The following is a 19679-nucleotide window of genomic DNA, read 5'->3' on the forward strand; positions in this document are numbered from 1 at the left end:
ACTCCCGTCTCGAGTGACGACTCATGGCAACCCTCCTCCATCTCCCTGGATTCGGGTTACACCTAAAACGGCGCGACGGGTTACATCCTTAAATGTCTCGACAGCCTCTCATCAGTTACATTTAACATGTCTCCATACGCAGGCTTGCGCGCAAAATCAGATTGGGCGTAGGATGCATGTCGGCCAGCAGGCCCGTCGCGAGCGGGGAGAATCGAATGAACAGACGGAATGCCGACAACCATGGAGTGATGCGCCTGGCGCTGGCTCTCATGTTCATCGCCGTTTTCATTCCGAGTCAGAGCGGGACGCTTGAGGCCCAGCAGTGGCCGTACTACGGCGGCGATCCGGGAGGCTCGAAATACTCGCCGCTCAAGCAGGTGAACCGGGAAAACGTCAGCAGGCTGCGCTTAGCCTGGGCTTACCATACCGGCGACGTCAGCGACGGGACAGGGAACCCGGTCCGGTCATCGTTTGAATGCACGCCGCTGGTGATCGGCGGCATTATGTACATCACCACGCCCTTTGCGCGCGTGATTGCACTTGAAGCGGAAACCGGCAGGCAGTTGTGGGCGTTCGATCCCAAGCTCGATAAGGAGAAGCCGTACAACCTTTTCATCAACCGCGGCGCGGCCATCTGGCAGCACGGCGATGACAAGCGTCTGTTTTTTGGCACGCTCGACGGCCGGCTTTTTGCGCTCGACGCCGGCACCGGCAAGCCCATTTCGGGTTTCGGCCAGGGAGGCTACATCGACCTGAGAAAAGGAACCGCGGATGATTTCCCTGACCGCTTGTCCGGCCTCTCGTCACCGCCGCTCGTCTATAAAGACCTGGTGATTGCCGGGTCGATCGTTTCCGACTCCGAACCGCAAGGCCCCAGCGGCGACGTGCGGGCGTTTGATGTCCACAGCGGAAAGCTGGTGTGGCGCTTCCATATGATTCAGCGGCCCGGCGAAGCTGGCCGGGAAACATGGCCGGGCCCCGCCTGGAAGCAGCGCGGCGGCGGCAACGCATGGTCAATGCTGAGTTGCGACGTGAAACGGGGGATCCTTTTCGTCCCTGGCACATCCCCTTCGTACGACTACTATGGCGGCGACCGCAAAGGAAAGGACCTGTTCGGCAACTCTCTGATCGCCCTCGACGCCGCCACTGGAAAATTGTTATGGTATTACCAGCTTGTGCATCATGACATATGGGATTATGACCTTCCAGCACAGCCCGTGCTGGTTACGGCACACCGTGACGGGCAGGAAATTCCGGCTGTCGCACAGGTCACCAAAATGGGTTTTGTATTCCTGTTCAACCGCGTTACAGGTAAACCTCTGTTCAAGATTGAAGAGCGCAAAGTCATGGCAAGCGCCATTCCCGGTGAGCAGACCTGGCCCACGCAGCCTTTTCCATTGCTGCCCGCGCCCGTCATCCGTCAGACGTTTTCTCCCGATGAATTGACCGACCTCACGCCCGAATCGCGCGCCGAATGCGAAAGGGTGATGGGCGATGCCGGCCCCGGGGGGCTCTATCATCCGTGGGGGTTGAAGAACACGATTATTTTCCCCGGCACCAACGGCGGGAGCAACTGGGGCGGAGCGTCATTTGACCCTGCCACCGAGACGCTCTACGTCAATGCCATGGCAGAGGGAGAAATCGGCAAGATGAAGAAGGCGCGAGCGGGATCAGCCATCGCTTATCGGCTGGCGGGCGGGCGCTTCCAGGATTCCAACCGCAATTTCTGCGAAAAGCCGCCCTGGGGCCTGCTGACGGCCATCGACTTGAACAGCGGTAAATTCCGCTGGCAGGAGCGCCTGGGCGTGGTGGATGCGCTGCTGGCCAAGGGGGTTCCGCCGACCGGCTCCGCGAACCTGGGCGGCTCCATTGTTACGGCGGGAGGCCTGCTCTTCATCGCGGCGACCAATGACGGACGATTTCGCGCCTTCGACAAGGATACCGGCAAGGAATTGTGGGAGACGCGCCTTCCCGCCAGCGGCTTTGCAACTCCCATGACTTTTCAGGGCGAGAAAACGGGCAGGCAGTTTATCGTGATTGCGGCAGGTGGCGGCAACAAGTACGACGCGCATTTCGCCGATGCACTGGTGGCCTATGCGCTGCCTTAATCACACTTGTCGAATGGTCTGATGGCACGAAACGCTCGAAACCGGGTGCGGATGCGGACGCGTTGTACCGTCGCGTTCTTCCTGGTTGCAGCGGTTGCTGAGGCTACCTCGGCAGGTGGCGCGCAGGCCGGACGTAATGCTCCTGGGCCGGTGTTGCAACCCATCCCTTTTAGCCACAAGCTGCATTGCGAAAAGAACATCCCTTGCGTGCTCTGCCACACGACGGCCACTACGGGCGAAACCGCCGGCCTGCCCACGGCGGAGGTCTGCATGGCCTGCCATCAATCTGTCGCCGCCGGAAGCCCAGCCATCCGCAAAGTCGCGAGCTACGCCCGGCAGCACAAACCGGTTCCCTGGGTGCGCGTTTACAAGATCCGGGACTTTGTATTCTTCAGCCACCAACGCCACGCCAGCGCGCGAGTAGGTTGCGCGGCATGCCACGGCAAAGTGTGTGAAAGTGACGTGCTGAAGCAGGAAATAAAATTGTCGATGATGTTCTGCGTCGGCTGCCACAAAACCGAAAAGGCAACGGTGAACTGCGATGCCTGCCACACGCTTTCCATGTGACATAAAGCGGTGCGAAAGGCACAAACATCTGCCCGCAGCGTCACAAGGGCTTCCGTGGCCGACCTACCGAAGGTTCTTGTAGCGCCGCCGTCTCGGCGGCATTTATCGAGGCCGGTCCCGCTTGGCGGGATCGGTGCTACGCGAAAACGTCACTATATTTTGCAATCCTCATTAAATCTTCATCTTCAGTAATCGCGCTGCGTTCTCGTAATAAACCTTGCGCAGAATGCTGTCGGGCAGGCCGATTCCGTAGATCTGCCAGCGGCCCTGCGGCGGCTTCGGCGCGGGAGCGTAATCGAAATATTCGTCCTCGGTTTCAAAGAACCGGCAGTATATCTGATAGAGCTTGTCGCCGAAAATCTGTTGAGGAGTGACGTCGCCGAAAGGCGGCGGCACGGCGTCGGTACCGAATATGATGCGGTCCTGATACTTGTCAAAAAACTTGCGGGAATTGCGCGGCTGGCGGCCCAGTTCGTTGATGCGCGCCGCCGTTTCCACGTGCACGTTGGGAAGCCGGTCGAGCAGCGCCGCGACTTCTGCAAGGTTCCCGGCGAGGCTCGCGACGTGGAGCGCCACAAATTGCGTCTGCGGATGGCGGGCGAAGACGCGGGTCCGCGCGTCCAGCAGTTCCCGCTTGCTGGGAAAGTCCTTGCCGTAAAAAGACCAGTCGGGGTGATTGTTCAGTTCTTCGTAGCGCTCGTTGAAGCGATTGGTGGGCAGGAAGAAGGCGTCGGGATCGGCGGTATGCATTACCACGGGCATCCCGAGGCTTCCGCAGGCTTCCCACATGGGATCAAAGCGCCGGTCGTCGATCTTGACCAGCGGACCCGAGGTGACGTTCTGACGCAAATAGAGGCCCAGGGTCTTAAGGACCTTCAATCCTCTGGCGCCGGCCTGGTGGGCCTTTTCAATGGCATCGGCCTGGAATTTCGGATAACCCGGTTGATTTGTTTTCGGGTACCACGGCTCGGTGAAAACGAGGAAGCGGTCCGGGTGCGGAGTGTGAAATTTCCGGACGGCATCCACCAGTCCCTGCCCGAATCCGCCGGTGACGTCCACAAGAGTGTGGATGTTGCAGCGGTCCATCACGGCGAGCAGATTGGCGGGCTCAGCCAGAAAGTGCAGCTTCTCGCTCATGGGCACGCCGTTGGTATTGACCGCGGCAAACGAAAGGTGCGTGTGAATATCGATCACCGGGAACTTGGCCCGCTCGACGTCAGTGGCCGGAACGGTCAACATGCTTTTCGGCTGAAACTCGCTGAGATAAATCTGCGAACCTTTGCCATGGGCGGGCTGTGACGTGTGAGATTGCGCGGCGCGGGCCGGAATTCCGGGCCTGCCCACCAGCGTGGCCCCCATCATTCCAAGCCATTGTCTTCGATCCATAATGCCTGTGGTCTCTCCTATGGTGTAGAATTCCGCTTCCAGAGTAATCTGAAGATTACTCTTGCCCAAGTCGCACGTCAACGAAGTAGTTGGTAAGCATCCGTAAACCCGGCAGGCCGTTTTCGATGCTCCATGCCGCACGGCCGAATGCCCCGCACTTCGCGCACAGGAGATGCTCTAATGACTCGCCACAGATCGCTTCCGCTCATCGCGCTGTTGCTGGCTGAAATTCTTTTCGTGCTGACCGCCGCCAACGCCCAACGTACAAACGGCACGTTGCAGGCGTGGGACGTGGGCCCTGACATGCGTCTCACTCCCGCCAGCGTGCAAACCGAGAGAGGCCCCGAGGCGAGCGCCGAAGCTTTCCGGAACGAAATCGTCTCCATGCAACTTGCCGTTCGCGCCGGTCAGACGCTCGGACCGTTCAAAGTAACTTGCGAAGCTTCGGACGACGCCGGCCCGAAGGCGCTTCCGTGCGGCTGGATGGAGATTCGCTATCCCGGGTACGTGCCGGTGGTCGAGCGCGGCGAACTGATGGCGGACCCGCTGCTCACCTCGCCACCTGCGGAAATCAAATCGAACTGGACACAGGGAATCTGGCTCACCATTTCCGTTCCTGCGGATGCCAATCCGGGTGATTACAAGGGCGCGCTCAAGGTCGAAGCGGGCGGCGAGAGCAAGCAGATTGACCTGTCCCTCCGCGTGCTCGATTTCACTCTGCCCGGCATGAAGAAGGGCGATTTTTATCTCAATATCTGGCAGGACCCGGCCGCCGTGGCGCGCGTCGCCAAGGTGCCCCTATGGTCGCCTGAGCACTGGAAACTGCTGGAAGCGTACACCCAGGACCTCGCCGCCCACGGGCAGTGGTCCATCTCCACCAGCATCGTCTATGATCCGTGGCGTTCGCAGACCGGCTTCGTCTATCCCTCCATGGTGGAGTGGCGTTTCCCGGGAGAATACCAGGCGGGGCAGGCGTCGAAATTTCGGTTCGACTTTTCCGTCTTTGACCGCTACGTGGAAATGATGATGAAGGCAGGCATCGACAAGTCCATCCAGTGCTTCTCGATGGTGGACGGCCCGGGCCCAACCTCGCTTTGCAACATTGGATACATTGACACCACCACCGGCAAGTTGCGAGTGTGTCCCACCCACGTTGGCGATGCGGCATACAAGGACGCCTGGGGAGCTTTTCTGCCGGCGCTGGTGAATCATCTCAGGCAGCATGGCTGGCTTGATCGAACCTACATCGGCTTCGACGAAAAGCCGCAAGCCATCATGAAAGGAATCTTCAGCGTCCTCAAGGCCAACGCGCCCGAACTCAAGATAGCGCTGGCGGGCGGAAGCTCGAGCGAGGAATCCGCCACGGCCGGCGACCTGATCCTTCATTACGGAGCGCTCTCGCGGCGCGATGCCGTCCGCAAGCTGCTGGAAGAGAGGCGCGGCGTGGGGCCAACCGCTTTCTACACGTCGTGCGACACGGCCTCGCCGAACACCTTCATCTACTCGCCGCAATGGGAATCCCGCCTGTTGCCGTGGATCACGTTCCAGCGCGGGCTTGCGGGCTATACGCGGTGGGCCTATCAGTCGTGGCCGGATGACGTATGGCAGCATCCTGAAAGCCGCTGGCATTCCGGCGACAGCTTCCTCGTTTATCCGGGTAAGAACGGCCCCATTGACAGCACACGCTGGGAGCTGCTGCGCCAGGGAATCGAAGATTACGACGCTCTAGCGATACTGAAACAGAAAATTGCAGATTTGCGCCAGACTTCAGGCCATTCCGAAGAGGCAGCAAGGCTGGAAGAACGCATGATGGGAGCAATCCGCGGGGCAGTCTACCTGAACAGGTGCCAGGGCGTCGCCAGCCCCGGGCTTTCGCGGCTCGAAGTCGATGCTCTTTTAAGCGAGTCTGAAGGGAGACAAAGCATGAATTATACGAGCAACGCCCGGATCACTTCAAAATTTTCGCCCGAAGATTTTGTCCCCGACGGCAATCTCGATAAACAGGCGTGGAAGACGGTCGATTGGGTGGTGATGGACCATGATGCGTCCGGCCAGAAGCATTACCCGCAGTCCGCAACCGAAATCGCCACGCTGTGGACGCCGTATTACGTCTACTTCGCCTATCGCTGCAAATACGAAACTCTGAATATCTACAAGGACGCGAACCCGGCGGCCGAAAAGTGGGGACTCTGGAACCGCGATGTGGTGGAGGTTTTCATCAACGCCCAGCCCGAGCGCGTGAACCATTACTACGAGTTTGAGGTGTCACCCAACAACCTCTGGATCGACCTCGAGATCAACAAGGACCACTCGCCTTTCAACGACGCCAACTGGGACTCCGGTTATGACCACGCCACGCGCGTCGATGCCGAGCGCCACATCTGGACCTGCGAGTTGCGCATTCCTGTTGCAGCACTGGGAGCAAAGGGAATCGTTGCCGGTGCGGAGTGGCGCCTCAACCTGTTCCGTGCTGACGGGCAGGGGGAAGACCACCAAAGACGCTTCCTCTCCTGGAGCAGTATTCCGGGGGGCGGCACCTTCCACGTCCCAACGCGGTTTGGCATCATTCAATTTGTTAAATAGGGATGCTGGACGTGGAGACGCCCCGCCGGGGGTGTCTCCACAAAGTCTATGCCCAGCAGACGTGGTGTTGGTCAATGTCCAGGTGGCCGACGAGCCTTTTGGTCAGCGGCTCAGTAGAGGGCGACATCTGCTGCCGGATGCGGTCCATCACTTCTTCGTCCAGCCGCGTAAAGCGGCGCAGCAGCGACGCGTTGTGATCAATGTCCTCTACCTTCGGCATCCCAATCACTCCGGTAGTGACCGGCAGGCTCACCGAATAGCTGAGCAGTTCATTGATATTGGTCTTGCCGGGGCCGTCGCCCAGCAGAAATTCCTGCCCCGTGATCTTCATGGCAATGATGCCCAACTTCTTTTTCTGCGCCGCCGGCAGCGCCGTTGCTTCGAATTTCCCATTGCGCGCCGCATTCAATGCCATCTGCACGCAATCCAACGGATGCCGCTCGATCGCTTTGGTCATGGTGGGGCCGTCGGTGTGGCTGGTCATTCCAATAAAGCGGGTCATCTTCTGCTCTTTGGCCTCGATCAGGCCCTTCATAGCGCCGTTGGGAGACTCAATCTGTGCCAGGTCATCCGCAAAACCCAGGCTGTGGATGTGCACCAGGTCCACATGGTCCATGTCGAGGCGCTTGAGGCTGATTTCCAAATCTCGCATGAAGCCGTCGCGGGTCCGTTGCTCGATTTTCGTGGCCAGAAAGATTCCCTTGCGCCGCGTCTTCAGGACCTTGCCAATGCGCCGCTCGCTTTCACCAGCGGGGCTGCCATAGGCGTGGGCCGTGTCAACATAGGTGATCCCCAGATCAAGAGCGCGGTTCAGCGCCGCCAACGACGCCTCTTCGTCCTTGTACATGCCAAAGCGGCTGCCGCCGCCGAAAGCCAGGATTGAAACGCTTTCACCCGTCTGTCCGAGCATCCGGTGAGGGAGGCGCTCAACCGTAGCGCCTTCCGCCGTTCCGTGGAGGCCTGTCAGCATTCCTACGCCCGCTGCGCTGCCAATTGCAAGGCCTTCGAGGAATTTCCTGCGGGAAACATCCTTGCTCATAGTCTGCTCCTTTGCCGGAAAAATTTGCCTTCGGGAACCGCGAAGGCGAATCGGGTCCGCTGATCGTTCTCTCTGCCCCTATTGACCGCAGTTTACCTTAAGATTTTGGCATTTGCGATAGGAATTTCCAGATTATGCCGCATAATGCTGTGGCTCCTGAACTGCCTCATTCTGAGGTCAATCAGCAGGGCTGATCGCAGACATTACAAATCAATTTCTGCTCCACCCTACCATACTCTTTACTTGCCTTTGGGAGTGGCGACGGCGATAACCGAAATCTGTTCAGCGCCCGGCACACCCGTCTCGAAATTCTGCTGCAAGGTCGTGCGGGCCGGGAACATTCCCTGGAAGAATGTTTTGTAAAGGCCATTCATCTGGCCGTAGTCCGGCATTTCGCGCAGGTAGATCGTTGACCACACCACATTCGAGAAATCCATATCGGCTTCCTCCAAGCCGTCCAGCAGGTTCCTCATTGACTGCCGAAGTTGTAAATCGAATTCGCCGGTAACCAGACCCTGGCCCGGAATAAATCCATCCTTGGCGGAGAGATAAAGCGTATTGCCGTAAAGGATGCCCGGACTCGCCGTCGGACTCGGAGGCATATTGCGCGGCTTCACCGCCTTGCGCTTCGCGAGGTCTGCGCCGGCGATACAACTGAAAACGATGTGCCCACCTTCCGGAAGGCCCACAACGTTGATGGTGCCCCGACCGGGAGTATTGCCAAATTCAAAAGTGCTGGCGTAAACCTTGTTCATCGCACCATAAGCCTGCCTGCCGCCAGCCTCCATGTATGGATTGACCCACACAACATTCTGATAGCTCATGTTGGCTGCCTTCAGAACCTCGCCAACATTGTCGAGGGCCTGCTTGACTTCACCCGCAAAGTCCGAGGGACGATTGCCCGTCACCAGATTGCCGTCTCCCTGCGCTGACATGTAGAGGACATCTCCTGCGAGGATCGCCGGAGGATCGAGGTGCGGGCCGCGCTTCCATCCGGACGGCCAGATCTCACGCCGCTCCTGCGTGTCCGCAACGGCGATGCAATTGACTTCCACCTTTTGCCCGACAGGCAGCGCGGCAACTTGCAGGATGGTCCTCGCCGGAGGGTTCGCGCCGATGGTGTTCCAATAGGCCTGGTTCATGGCCGACAGGTTGCCCATGTCGGTGAGGTAGACGTTCAGCCACACGATATTTCCAAAGTCCATTCCCGCTCCGCGCAGCACATTCTGCAGGTTCTGAAGCGCCTGGCGGAACTGGCCGGGAAAATCCTCCGGCACGTGGCCCGCAGCGTCTAAAGAACCCTGGCCGGAAACGTACAGGGTGCCACCTGCCAGGACGGCGGGAGTGTAGGGCAGATTGTTGGACTTGTATCCGGCAGGATAAATGGTCTTCAGCACCTGATCCTGAGCAAAAAGTGAATGGTTAAAACCATGGGCAAAAAACAGGAGCAGCAGGACGCAGCTTCGCTTCAACAAGTTTCTCATTCGACGCTCCTCGTTCCAACTACAGTTGGGGAAATGAACTGCCAGCAAACTCCGGACGTGTACACGCGGGCGCTGCCGGACGGCCACCGTGGATCATTCATTGCTTATAAAGGCGCAAAAATGGTGGGCGATACAGGACTCGAACCTGTGGCTTCCACCGTGTGAAGGTGGCACTCTACCGCTGAGTTAATCGCCCGTGGTTATTCAAAATAGCAGATTTCGCCGCTGGGGTCTAGGGCGGCCCCATGAGGAGATAAGCAGCACGCCGTGGGGGCTTGACCTACAGGCTTTCCATGGAAAGTTGAGTTGCTATGATTAAGCACAGCGTGTCATACTATGAATTGAATGTATAATATCTATCATGTACACTTTTAGATCAAGCCAAGAAAAAAGCCCGCCGAGCTGCGACGGGCTTGACGCGACGGGAGTTGTTCCTGGCTCACATCAGCAGCGACTCTGCATCTACTGCTTCCCCAACGGGAGGCGACACCCGCTTGCGCAGCATATCGTTCGTGATGATGATTGACGGTATAACCTGGTCCCCGTACCTCCTCTCGGCACGCTGCACGAGGTCTTGGACGAGGCTGTGAAGCTTCGGTGACAGTTGGGCCGTTTGTCCGTAGAAGTTCTTTGAGCGATGCTTTTGATACTCTATGATGTGCCGGGTGCGATTGTACAGCAGGCCGTGGATCGTCGCTTCAGCCTCGCCATCCTTCATGGTGAGCGAGAATGAGATGCGGCCGCCCCTCTCTTTTGGAATTGTGAAGTCTTTCAGCAACAGTTCCATATCTTGATCCTCCGAAGTATCTGCGAATGACTTACACTTCAAGAATACATCATTGATATGGAACTGTCAAGAACTGTGTAATAACTTTACATAATATTCATTCTGCTGACTGTGACGGCCACAACGTCCGCGGGAAGCGAATTGTCCGTGTCTGGCGTTTTACGCCAGGCGGGGCAGGCACGGTGTAAACTTCCTCTAGGCCCCTCGATATTTAGAATTTCTCAAGAAGCGGGCGATCGCGGTCGAAGTTCATTGATGAGTATGGAAGAGACCCCGGCCAATCCAACAGTCGCCGAGTCAACGGAGCTGCTCTCCCGCGTGCGCGAGTCCGTTCAAAGTGTGATCCGCGGCAAGAATGAAGTTGTCCAGTTAGCGCTCGTGGCGCTCTTTGCCCGCGGGCACCTGCTGATTGAGGACGTTCCCGGCGTCGGCAAGACCACGCTGGCGCATTCGCTGGCGCGATCGTTTGACTGCTCATTCCAGCGGGTCCAGTTCACGTCTGACATGCTGCCTTCGGACGTTCTGGGCATCAGCATCTACAACCAGCAGACCGAGGCCTTCGAGTTCCGCCCGGGCCCGGTGTTTGCCAACATCGTTCTCGCCGATGAGATCAACCGCACCACGCCCAAGACCCAGAGCGCGCTGCTCGAGGCCATGAACGAATTCCAGGTGACGGTGGACAACCACACCTACCCGCTGCCGCAGCCCTTCATGGTGGTGGCCACGCAGAATCCCGTGGAGCACCACGGGACATACCCCTTGCCCGAGTCGCAGCTTGACCGCTTCCTGATGCGGCTGCGGATCGGCTATCCTTCAGCAGAAAGCGAAAAGGAGATTTTGACGAACTCCGCCCTGGCCGATCCGGTCTCCAAGATCCGTCCCAGCATGACAGACGTAGAGGTGGTGGAAGTCCAGCAGGCGGTGCGGCGGGTCATTGTTGACGACGCGCTCATCCATTATCTTCTGGCCATCGTTGAAAAGACCCGGCGTCATCCCGATCTGGCGCTCGGCGTCAGTCCGCGCGGCTCCATGATGCTGTATCGGGCCGCGCAGGCCATGGCGCTGGTGGAAGGGCGGAATTACTGCATCCCGGACGATTTCAAGCGCCTGGTGCTGCCCGTCTTCGCCCACCGCTCAATGGTGAGCTCCGATTACACTTCCACGCTGAAACGCTCGGACCACGCTGAAACCATTCTAAAGGAAATCGTGGAGAGCGTTGCGGTCCCTCTGTAACGCGGTGCGGGCTGGATGGTGCGGGTTTCAGGAGCCAGTGGACCGGGGAACGGTCCCTTTGGGTCGGCTTAACGCCTTCAGCCTTTTGCCGGAAGCGCGGTGGGCATCTCCTTGCGAGTTTGAACGCCAGCGCTCGGCCAGCTTTTCGGCAGGAACGCCGGTCCTGGCGGAAAGCAGTTGAAGTGAATCCACCTGGTCCAGTCTCACCATCTGAGCTAACTGCTTGATGTTGTTTTTCGATCGCATGCATTCCACCTTAATACGCCTGGCGGCGGCGTGTCAATCGTCAGGGCCATAATATGAACGCTGTGCAGACAAAAAAATCCCGCGGCAGCACAGGGGCAGCCGCGGGCCAAAAGACCATCAGGCAGGCTTTTGCGATTCAACTTGCAAATTGTTTTCCAGCCCGAAGTAGGTAGCTGCAAATCGTGCGTCAATCGCCGCCTTCTGGCGATCGACATTGCTGTTGACGACGCCTTCAAGGGCCACATTCCCGTTATTCACAATGATGTGGATAGGCGGGTTGGCCTGGTTTCCGTAATTGAAGAACGCCGGATCACCGTAAATCCGTCTTGCCACAGCAAGCCGGATGTGGTCATCAAATGAGGACAGCGGCAGCACCTGAATATCATTCTTCAGGTTTGTCACTCCTCGAATGTCGGCAAGAATATTGCCGAGATCAGACTTCTTGTAAGGCTGCGTAACCTGGCCCGCCACCGTCAACTCGTTTCCCTGCGTTGACAGCGTAATGTTGTCAAAGACCGTATAGTACGGGTAGGTCAGGACCTCATGCCGTGCCTTTTTAAGAATCTGCTGCGGACTGACATCGTCGCTCCTCACCTGGATATTGTTCACCACGCTGTTCACGCCATGCTGCTTCCGGGCGGCGCGAACCGCACGCATTTCCTGCCCGTAGCTGTCCACCGCGCCCGTCAGGGTCGCAACCCCGTTTGCGACCTGTACGTTCACTTCGCCGTGCTTGAAAATGCCGGCGTTGTACAAGCGGCCCTGGACGCCTGCGGTGATTTCGGCGCTCGAAGGCCCAACATCAGCCCGGCTGGCAGCAGGCGCGAACAGAAACAGCAGCGCAATCAGCGTGACCGAGCTCCCCATCGTAAATGTCTTCTGCAGAAGCTTTGATTGATACAGACCCCGCGTGGTCATGGTTGGCCACCTCGCTTTCTGTGGTGTACTCCCTATCCACCACACACCCTATTAGACGCAGGGACCTGGCCTGGCGTTTCAGGCTGTGGAATTGGCAGAAATCCTTTACGCACTTTTAACACTGCCGGTCAACTCAACTTGTTGCTGCATTGTGCCGTAGAATAAATCTCAGGTGGGTTGATGGCCGTAGATGTCCAATCCGGCAGGCTTGTACAGGGGCCCCGCCCGCGTCTGCGCAAATGGCTTGCAGGGGCCGGTCCCCCGGCATGGCGACGGTTCCTGGCGGCGCTTCTCGGGCTCCCGCTGGCGCTCTTCCTGGCCTTGTACGCCACCGGTCTCAGCCAGTCCGGGCAGTATAAGATGGCGGCGGCCGTGGCGGCCTTTTCGCTGCTGCTCACCGCACTGGTCGCCGTGCGCGTTGTGCCTGGCCTCGCCTGGCGGACAGCGCTTGAGCACTGGATGCCCGGCGTGGAATATGAATTCACACGCGAAGGCGTTCTTTACCTGGCCATGATCGCGATCATTACCGTGGCGGCCCTGAACACCGGAAACAACCTGTTGTTCATCATCCTTTCCTGCCTGCTTGCCGGCATCCTGGCATCGGGCGTGATGTCCAGAATTGTCCTGCAGGGTCTGGAGCTCGAGCTCAGCCTTCCCGAGCACCTGTTCGCCGAACAGGCTGTCCTTGCCGGGCTGCGGCTGAAAAACCAGAAGCAGGCGTTTCCCACGTTCTCCGTCACTGTTTCGGGGCGCGCCAGCCTCGGCCGCAAGCGGGGCCGGCGTCCGCTGCCATCTCAGCCGGCCATTCTTAACCAGGACGTTTATATTCCTTATCTTCCCCGCCGCTCCGCCGCCAGCCCGGACGTGACGCTCACTTTTCCCAGGCGAGGCAGCTACTCGCAGGAAAGCTTCCGGGTGAGCACACGGTTCCCCTTTGGCTTCGTCCGCAAGACGCGCAGCATTCCCTGCGGCCGGGAGGTGCTGGTGCTGCCGAGCGTTCAGCCCACTGAGAAATTTTTTGAAGTCCTGCCACAGCTCGGGAGTGAACTGGACAATTACCTCAAAGGGCGCAGCCACGACCTCTATGCCATCCGGGATTACCAGCCCAGCGATTCTGCCCGCCACGTTGACTGGAAAGCCACAGCAAGAGTAGGGCAACTGAAGGTCCGGGAATTCACCCGCGAGGATGAGCGCCGGCTGCGGCTGGTGTTTGATCCGTGGGTCCCAGACACCCGCCACGAGACGCTTGAAAGCTTTGAAAATTCCGTTACCCTCTGCGCCTGCATGGCCTGGTACTTCTGCGAAACGGGCGCCCACATGGCCTTCGCAACCGACGGCTTTGAGGCGCCGATGTCTCCCGCAGGCCAGATTCTCTACCCCGTGCTCGAAACGCTGGCTCGCGTCGAGCCCGCCCCGGCGCCAGCCCCTTCTTTCAATCGCCTCTTATCGGGTCCCTCCGCGCAGATGGATTATTTTCAGGTAATCATCACGCACCAGCCGCCGGAATCCGTCCCCGCCAGCCGGCGGCGCTCGTCGCACTTTATCTTTATGGGTCCGCTGTCGTAAGAAGGAATGCGCCGGTCATCGGCAGGCGACTTCGGACAGTCAGCGTCGCCGCTTACAACAGCCTTTGCCTGGCCAGAACGATGGCGCCCAATGCTCCGGCGTTGTCACCCAGCTTGCCTGGCACAATCCTTACCCGGTCACGGTCCGCTGCGCGCAGAAAGTACTCATAGGCCGTTTCGCGAATGGGATCGACGTACGTGCCCTTCAGTCTCTCGGCGATGCCGCCCCCGATCACGACGCATTCCGGGTCCAGCAGGTTCACGGCATTTGAAGCGAGAATGCCCAGGTGGAATTGGGCGCGGTGCAGCACTTCGTTCATCACCGGATCGTTTTTCTTCAAGGCCGCAACAATGATGCTGCTGGTCATGCGCTCCTTGTGCTTTTTCTTCATGATTTTCAGGACGCTGCTCTTGCGGCCGGCCTTGATTGCCGCGCGCACGTCGCGCTCCATCGCCGTGCGGCTTGCCAGCGCTTCCGCGCAGCCTCTCCGCCCGCATCCGCAGAGCGGGCCGTCAACCATCAGAACAGTGTGGCCAATTTCTCCTGCCCCGCCGCGGCTGCCCTCGTAAAGCTTGCCGTCCAGGATGAGCGCGCCGCCGATCCCTGTGCCGACAAAAATGCCCACCACGTTTTTGGCACCGCGCCCCGCGCCCAGCGCGTGCTCGCCCACCAGGCCCACGTTGACATCGTTCTCCACGAAAACCGGAACGCGCAACATCTGGCGAAGCTCCGAGCGCAGCGGGACCCGTCTCCACCCCAGGTTCGGCGCCTCTTCTACAAGGCCGCGGGAACGGTCAATCGGCCCCGGAGCGCCCACGCTGACCGCCCGCACCCGCGACCGGCTGATGCCCGCCTCCTTGAGCGTGCTCTCCACCAGGGCCGCAATCCGGTGAATCAGCCGCGCCGGCCCGCCCGTGGCAATCGTTCGGACCTTCTTCAGCCCCAGAGTTTGGTACTTATCATCCGCCACCAGAGCCCTGAGGCTCGTGCCGCCCAGATCAACTCCCACATAGCAAATCCCGGTTTCTGCCATCGTTCCCCGCCTTTACGGTTTTCCAGCCCCTGCGCAAAAAGTCTACCGCAACTGGGCTGGGCCGCAAAGAGATGTACGTTCTTACCGAAGGTTGCATAATCTAGTGACACCTTGTTTTTGTAGCGCCGCCGTCTCGGCGGCATTTATCGAGGTCGGTCCCGCTTGGCGGGACCGGCGCTACGCGAAAACAGTCACTATATTTTGCAATCCTCAATAGGAGGCACCGGCTCGTCGCATACCGCCGGGTGATCGCTGGCTCCGCACCCGTCACTCCAAGAAGCCCGGCCAGGGCGGGGGCAACGAGGAATCTGCTGTGCCCCTCCCGCCACGGGCTTCCGCTTCGGCAATCCCCGCCGAATTTGCTTGACAAGCACTGGCCTAGCATGGTAGTCTTCCTTCAGTGCCTGCGGGCCGTCAAGTTTTCCTGGGCAAAATGAGACAAATGGGACAGCAAAAACATGTTATTTTGAAAAACAAAGCGGAGAAGCTGCTGAAAACAAAGGGGAAGACTGCATGGATAGCTAAAAACAAACCGGAAAACAAAGCGGAGAAGTTGTTGAAAACACGTGCCTGTGGAAAAAACAAACCGGAACGAACCGAAAAACGAAGCTGGCCATGTCATTGAAAACAAACAGACTTCGAAAATGGGCTCAAGGAGCTGCTTCTCTGCTGCTCTTTCGTCGAGATCGCCTGGGAGTTGCGGGAAGGGCCCCTTGCAGATCTCCATTGATGCGTGCTGTCTAGCCTCTAAGCCTTGCCTGCATCGGCGCGCCGGAATTCGATCTATAATTAGGCTTCTCGATTTTCAAAGCGGCCCTGGGACCTCTGCACGGTATTAGTCGATGCATATTCCCGATGGATATCTCAGCCCTGCGACGTGCGCGGCCCTGTATGGCGGCGCGGCGCCATTCTGGTACCTGGCCCTGCGCAGGACGCGCAAACTCCTGCTGACGCGCCTGGTGCCGATGATTTCCGTCTTCGCGGCGTTTTCCTTTGTGCTCATGATGTTCAATATTCCCATCCCGGGCGGCACCACGGCGCACCCGCTGGGCGTGGGCATCGCCAGCATTGCGCTGGGTCCGTGGGCCTCTATTCTGGCTATTTCGACTGCGCTTTTCATCCAGGCTATTTTCTTTGGCGACGGCGGCGTTACGGCCCTGGGCGCAAATTGCTTCAACATGGCGATTGTGGGATCGCTTGTGGCCTGGCTCGTCTATCGCGCGTTAGCGGGCCGCTCTGCCATCACCTCCTCGCGGCGCGTAGTAGCGGCAGCGCTGGGCGGATATCTGGCCATCAATGGAGCGGCCCTCTGCGCCGCCATCGAACTGGGCATGCAGCCCCATTTCTTCAAGAGCGCCACGGGCGCGCCCCTTTACGCACCCTACCCGCTGGGCATCGCAATTCCGGCCATCATGATCGGCCATCTCACATTTGCCGGGCTCGCGGAACTGGTGGTCACAGGCGGCGTGGTGGCATATCTGCAGCGCGCGAATCCCGCGCTGCTGCGCTTCACCGCCCCTGGCATCCAGATGCCCCGCGCGGATGCGCGGCAGGCGGCGCCAATTATGGGCTGGCGGGCCGCACGTCCGCTCTGGACAGCCGTTGGACTGCTGATGGTGCTGGCGCCGCTGGGGCTGCTGGCAGCGGGCAAAGCGTGGGGCGAATGGGGTGTTCACGACTTCGCGGACCCCGCCGCCCGTCAGCAGATCGCCCGGTCCTCCCGGAACGCCGTGCCCCCGGTCGCGGCCCCCAGCGGCCTGGAGCGTCTCGCCAGGGTCTGGACTGCGCCCTTCCCTGGCTATTCGCCGTCGTTTGTACGCAGCCAGGCATTCGGTTACATTCTCTCAGCTCTATTTGGAACCGGTATGATCATCCTGCTCTTCATTCTGGCCGGAGGGATAGCGCAGAAGTTGCGCCCAGGGCTTGCCCGCGCTCCCGCCAACACGGAAGGAGGCTGAGAAATGCCCGCAAACGCCGGAAAACGGGGTTTCCTGGAGCGTAGCACGTCCAGTTTTGTTGACGCCATGGAACACGCCTTTTACGCCGAAAACACGGCGCGGGAGGACGGTCTGCTCCAGCGCCTTGATCCGCGCGCCAAGCTGCTGGGCATTCTCGCCCTGATTGTGCCCGCCGCGGCAGCTCAAAACTTTGGCGTGATTGTGGGACTTTTTGCAATCGCGGTCGTGCTCGCGGCGCTTTCGCGCGTGCCGTTCGGAGTGCTGCTGAAAAGAGTGTGGGTCCCGGTGCTGCTGTTCACGGGCGTGATCGCTTTGCCGGCTCCGTTTGTCACACCAGGGCGCGCGATCTATCATCTCCCCGCACTCGGATGGAGCGTCACCGCGCAGGGCCTCGCCAGCGCCGGCTATCTGGTGCTGCGGGCGGAAACTGCGGCCAGCTTTTGCGTGCTGCTCGTGCTCACCACGCCCTGGAACCACGTTCTCAAAGCGCTTCGAGTGCTCCATGTGCCGGCGGTGCTGGTCGCCATACTGGGCATGACGTACCGTTACCTTTTCCTCGTGCTCCAAAGCGCGCACGACATGTTTGAATCCCGGCGCAGCCGCATGATCGGCCAACTGACGGGCGGCGAACGGCGGCGCGTAGCCGCTTCGAGCGCCGGCGTGCTGATGTCGAAAACCTTCGACTTGAGCAGCGAGGTTTACCTGGCCATGCAGTCGCGCGGCTATCGAGCCGATGTCGCCACCTTGGATGAGTTCCAGGTCCTCGCTTTCGATTGGGCAATGCTGGGAGCATTTGCCGTGGTTTCAATCACCGCTTTCTGGCTGGGACGATGAGTGAAACAAAAACCAACGGCGCCGGGCAGGCCCCTGTTTATGAGCTCAGGGACGTCACCTATCGCTACCGCGATGTAACAGCGCTGGACCGCCTGGACCTGACGGTGAACGCGGGCCGCCGGGTGGTGCTGCTGGGAGCGAACGGCTCCGGCAAATCAACGCTGTTGCGCATCCTGGACGGACTCTGCTTCCCGGACGAAGGCACGGTGCGCTTCTGCGGCAAGCCGCTTACGGAAGAGAGCATCCAAAAGGACGGTTTCGGGATGGATTTCCGGCGCCGCGTCGGCCTGGTTTTCCAGAACCCGGACGTCCAGCTTTTTTGCCCGACCGTTTTTGACGAAGTAGCTTTTGGACCGCTCCAACTGCGGTGGCCGGCCGATCATGTGCGCAGAAAAATCGCGGAAGGTCTTGAGATGATGGAGATCACCCACCTGAAAGATCGCTCGCCGCACCACCTCTCCATGGGCGAGAAAAAGCGCGTTGCGCTGGCTTCGGTCCTTATTCTGGACCCCGAAATCCTGCTGCTCGATGAGCCTACGGCGGCGCTTGATCCCAGGAGCGCCAGCCAGATGATCGATTTCCTGGTGAAGGTAAAAGGCGGCGGCAAGACGGTGGTCACCACCACTCACGATCTCGACATCATCGAAGACATCGCCGATGAGTGCTTCGTTTTTCACGAAGGACGCATCGCGGCAGAGGGCCCTCCGTCGCGAATCCTGTGCGACGCGCCCCTGCTGAAAAGCACCGGGCTGCTTCATTCACATCTGCACGTGCACAAGTCGGGCGAGGTCCATGCCCATTCGCATCTGCATCGGCACGAACACTGAAAATGTACCTACTCCTTGAACTTCAGGCTTCGCGTGTCTTGCTCGCGCCCGGTCTTTTCGGTCAACGGGCGGTAAAGGTCGGGCCGGCGGGCCTTCAGATAAGCCTGGCCCACACTCGGGGATACCAGCGTGCCATCCAGATCGGCCATCACCATGTCGTCACCCGGCTTCGAAGTCTCCGCCAGAATTCTGCCGTTGGGATCGATGATCATGGCATTGCCGGTGCGGATTTCGTCGTCGTCAACGCCCACGCCATTGCTGAAAATCAGGAAGACGCCATTGTCGTGGGCGCGGGCTGGAAGCCATCGCATCAGCCAGCCCCGGCCTTTAGGGCCGCGGAATTCGTTCTCAATCGCCTCCGGATTCTGCGACCGCTCGTCCCACAGCCGCCGGTCGATGAGTCCCATCAGATGAGGATTGTGCGTGCGGCAACCGCCGGTCTGGTGCGGCGCCAGAAGGACCTCGGCCCCAGCGAGCGCCGTGATCCTGACGTTCTCAACCAGATTGTTGTCATAGCAGGTCAGAATGCCGGCGCGATATCCCTGCGGACTGTCGAATACGGTGTATTCCGATCCGCTCGAAATGTGCTCGCTGACAAATGCGTGGAGCTTGCGATGGCGGCGCGCCGAGCCGTCAGGCATGGCCACGACGTAGGTGTTGTAAAGAGCGCCATCCTCCGCCGCTTCCACGAGTCCCGCGCCCACGGCCATTCCGTGCCGCGCTGACAGGGCCATCAGTTCCTGCGATGATGGTCCGTCGAAAACCGGCTCGGCGAGCGCGACAAGCTGCTGGCGCGAAAGATGACGCAGAAACCAGTAGCCCGTGATGCAACACTCGGGGAACAGGATAAGATCGACCCGCTCGCGCGCCGCCCGCTCAACAAACGCGCGGACCTTCGCCAGGTTCGCCCGCTTGTCACCGGCGGCGTGTTCAAACTGTACTGCTGCGGCACGGATGTTTCGCATGAAAGGCGCTCCTCGGTTGATGGCGGCGCTCGCCGCGCGTCCTGAGTGTCAAGCTGCCAGTCGCGGGCCGACCACGCTCGCCACGGCACAGCCTGATTCACCGGCATTATATCGCAGAGCCGGCGCTCGCACCGTGGACCGCATG

The 19679-nt window shown here is 59.6% G+C and carries 17 protein-coding genes and 1 tRNA gene; 9 read left to right on the forward strand and 9 right to left on the reverse strand.

Annotation, left to right across the window (positions count from 1 at the left end; genetic code table 11):
• Positions 1-215 precede the first annotated feature (215 nt).
• Together VFQ24_05030 and VFQ24_05035 are read left to right on the forward strand one after the other, a co-directional pair.
• Positions 216-2108, forward strand: a complete 1893-nt coding sequence (locus VFQ24_05030) for a pyrroloquinoline quinone-dependent dehydrogenase (protein HET9177706.1) — start codon at positions 216-218, stop codon at positions 2106-2108.
• Positions 2109-2129: 21 nt separating this feature from the next.
• Entirely contained in the window at positions 2130-2675 is a 546-nt protein-coding gene (locus tag VFQ24_05035; protein ID HET9177707.1) for a cytochrome c3 family protein, read from the forward strand.
• Positions 2676-2846: 171 nt separating this feature from the next.
• Here the strand turns inward: VFQ24_05035 and VFQ24_05040 are convergent, their stop codons facing one another.
• Positions 2847-4061 (reverse strand): amidohydrolase family protein, encoded by a 1215-nt coding sequence (locus tag VFQ24_05040; GenBank protein HET9177708.1) that lies wholly within the window; start codon positions 4059-4061, stop codon positions 2847-2849.
• A 180-nt stretch (positions 4062-4241) separates the two neighbouring features.
• Between VFQ24_05040 and VFQ24_05045 the strand changes: the two genes are divergently transcribed.
• Positions 4242-6644, forward strand: a complete 2403-nt coding sequence (locus VFQ24_05045) for a glycoside hydrolase domain-containing protein (GenBank protein ID HET9177709.1) — start codon at positions 4242-4244, stop codon at positions 6642-6644.
• Between the two features lie 46 nt (positions 6645-6690).
• Here VFQ24_05045 and VFQ24_05050 read toward each other — a convergent pair whose 3' ends face one another.
• From VFQ24_05050 to VFQ24_05065, 4 genes are all read right to left on the reverse strand, one after another.
• On the reverse strand, positions 6691-7683 hold the full coding sequence (locus VFQ24_05050) for an aldo/keto reductase (protein ID HET9177710.1): 993 nt from the start codon (positions 7681-7683) through the stop codon (positions 6691-6693).
• Between the two features lie 239 nt (positions 7684-7922).
• On the reverse strand, positions 7923-9167 hold the full coding sequence (locus tag VFQ24_05055; GenBank protein HET9177711.1) for a RidA family protein: 1245 nt from the start codon (positions 9165-9167) through the stop codon (positions 7923-7925).
• Between the two features lie 121 nt (positions 9168-9288).
• Positions 9289-9363, reverse strand: a tRNA-Val gene (locus tag VFQ24_05060).
• Positions 9364-9606: 243 nt separating this feature from the next.
• On the reverse strand, positions 9607-9954 hold the full coding sequence (locus tag VFQ24_05065; protein HET9177712.1) for a hypothetical protein: 348 nt from the start codon (positions 9952-9954) through the stop codon (positions 9607-9609).
• A 255-nt stretch (positions 9955-10209) separates the two neighbouring features.
• Here VFQ24_05065 and VFQ24_05070 point away from each other — a divergent pair, with 255 nt between their 5' ends.
• Positions 10210-11187: a MoxR family ATPase gene (locus VFQ24_05070; protein ID HET9177713.1), complete on the forward strand. Its 978-nt coding sequence runs from the start codon at positions 10210-10212 to the stop codon at positions 11185-11187.
• Between the two features lie 27 nt (positions 11188-11214).
• On the opposite strand, the gene VFQ24_05075 is transcribed toward VFQ24_05070, so the two are convergent.
• Both VFQ24_05075 and VFQ24_05080 read right to left on the reverse strand, forming a co-directional pair.
• Entirely contained in the window at positions 11215-11433 is a 219-nt protein-coding gene (locus VFQ24_05075; GenBank protein ID HET9177714.1) for a hypothetical protein, read from the reverse strand.
• Between the two features lie 117 nt (positions 11434-11550).
• Positions 11551-12351 (reverse strand): BON domain-containing protein, encoded by an 801-nt coding sequence (locus tag VFQ24_05080; GenBank protein HET9177715.1) that lies wholly within the window; start codon positions 12349-12351, stop codon positions 11551-11553.
• Positions 12352-12531: 180 nt separating this feature from the next.
• On the opposite strand from VFQ24_05080, the gene VFQ24_05085 reads away from it, so the two are divergent.
• Positions 12532-13917, forward strand: a complete 1386-nt coding sequence (locus VFQ24_05085) for a DUF58 domain-containing protein (GenBank protein ID HET9177716.1) — start codon at positions 12532-12534, stop codon at positions 13915-13917.
• 52 nt (positions 13918-13969) lie between these two features.
• On the opposite strand, the gene VFQ24_05090 is transcribed toward VFQ24_05085, so the two are convergent.
• Complete coding sequence (locus tag VFQ24_05090; protein HET9177717.1) at positions 13970-14950, reverse strand: ROK family protein; 981 nt, start codon at positions 14948-14950, stop codon at positions 13970-13972.
• A gap of 442 nt (positions 14951-15392) precedes the next feature.
• Here VFQ24_05090 and VFQ24_05095 point away from each other — a divergent pair, with 442 nt between their 5' ends.
• The 4 genes from VFQ24_05095 to VFQ24_05110 all read left to right on the forward strand — a co-directional run bounded on the left by VFQ24_05095 (position 15393) and on the right by VFQ24_05110 (position 18569).
• Positions 15393-15575, forward strand: a complete 183-nt coding sequence (locus VFQ24_05095; GenBank protein HET9177718.1) for a hypothetical protein — start codon at positions 15393-15395, stop codon at positions 15573-15575.
• Positions 15576-15792: 217 nt separating this feature from the next.
• Entirely contained in the window at positions 15793-16908 is a 1116-nt protein-coding gene (gene cbiM / locus VFQ24_05100) for a cobalt transporter CbiM (GenBank protein HET9177719.1), read from the forward strand.
• 3 nt (positions 16909-16911) lie between these two features.
• Complete coding sequence (cbiQ, locus tag VFQ24_05105; GenBank protein ID HET9177720.1) at positions 16912-17742, forward strand: cobalt ECF transporter T component CbiQ; 831 nt, start codon at positions 16912-16914, stop codon at positions 17740-17742.
• Complete coding sequence (locus VFQ24_05110; protein ID HET9177721.1) at positions 17739-18569, forward strand: ABC transporter ATP-binding protein; 831 nt, start codon at positions 17739-17741, stop codon at positions 18567-18569. The genes cbiQ and VFQ24_05110 overlap by 4 nt, the downstream gene beginning before the upstream one ends.
• Before the next feature lie 8 nt (positions 18570-18577).
• Here VFQ24_05110 and VFQ24_05115 read toward each other — a convergent pair whose 3' ends face one another.
• Positions 18578-19534 carry a nitrilase family protein gene (locus VFQ24_05115; GenBank protein ID HET9177722.1) on the reverse strand — a complete coding sequence of 319 codons (957 nt, stop codon included), beginning with the start codon at positions 19532-19534 and terminating at the stop codon, positions 18578-18580.
• Positions 19535-19679 lie beyond the last annotated feature (145 nt).

This window comes from Terriglobia bacterium (genome assembly GCA_035712365.1).
In the GTDB taxonomy this organism is placed as follows: Bacteria; Acidobacteriota; Terriglobia; order UBA7540; family UBA7540; genus SCRD01.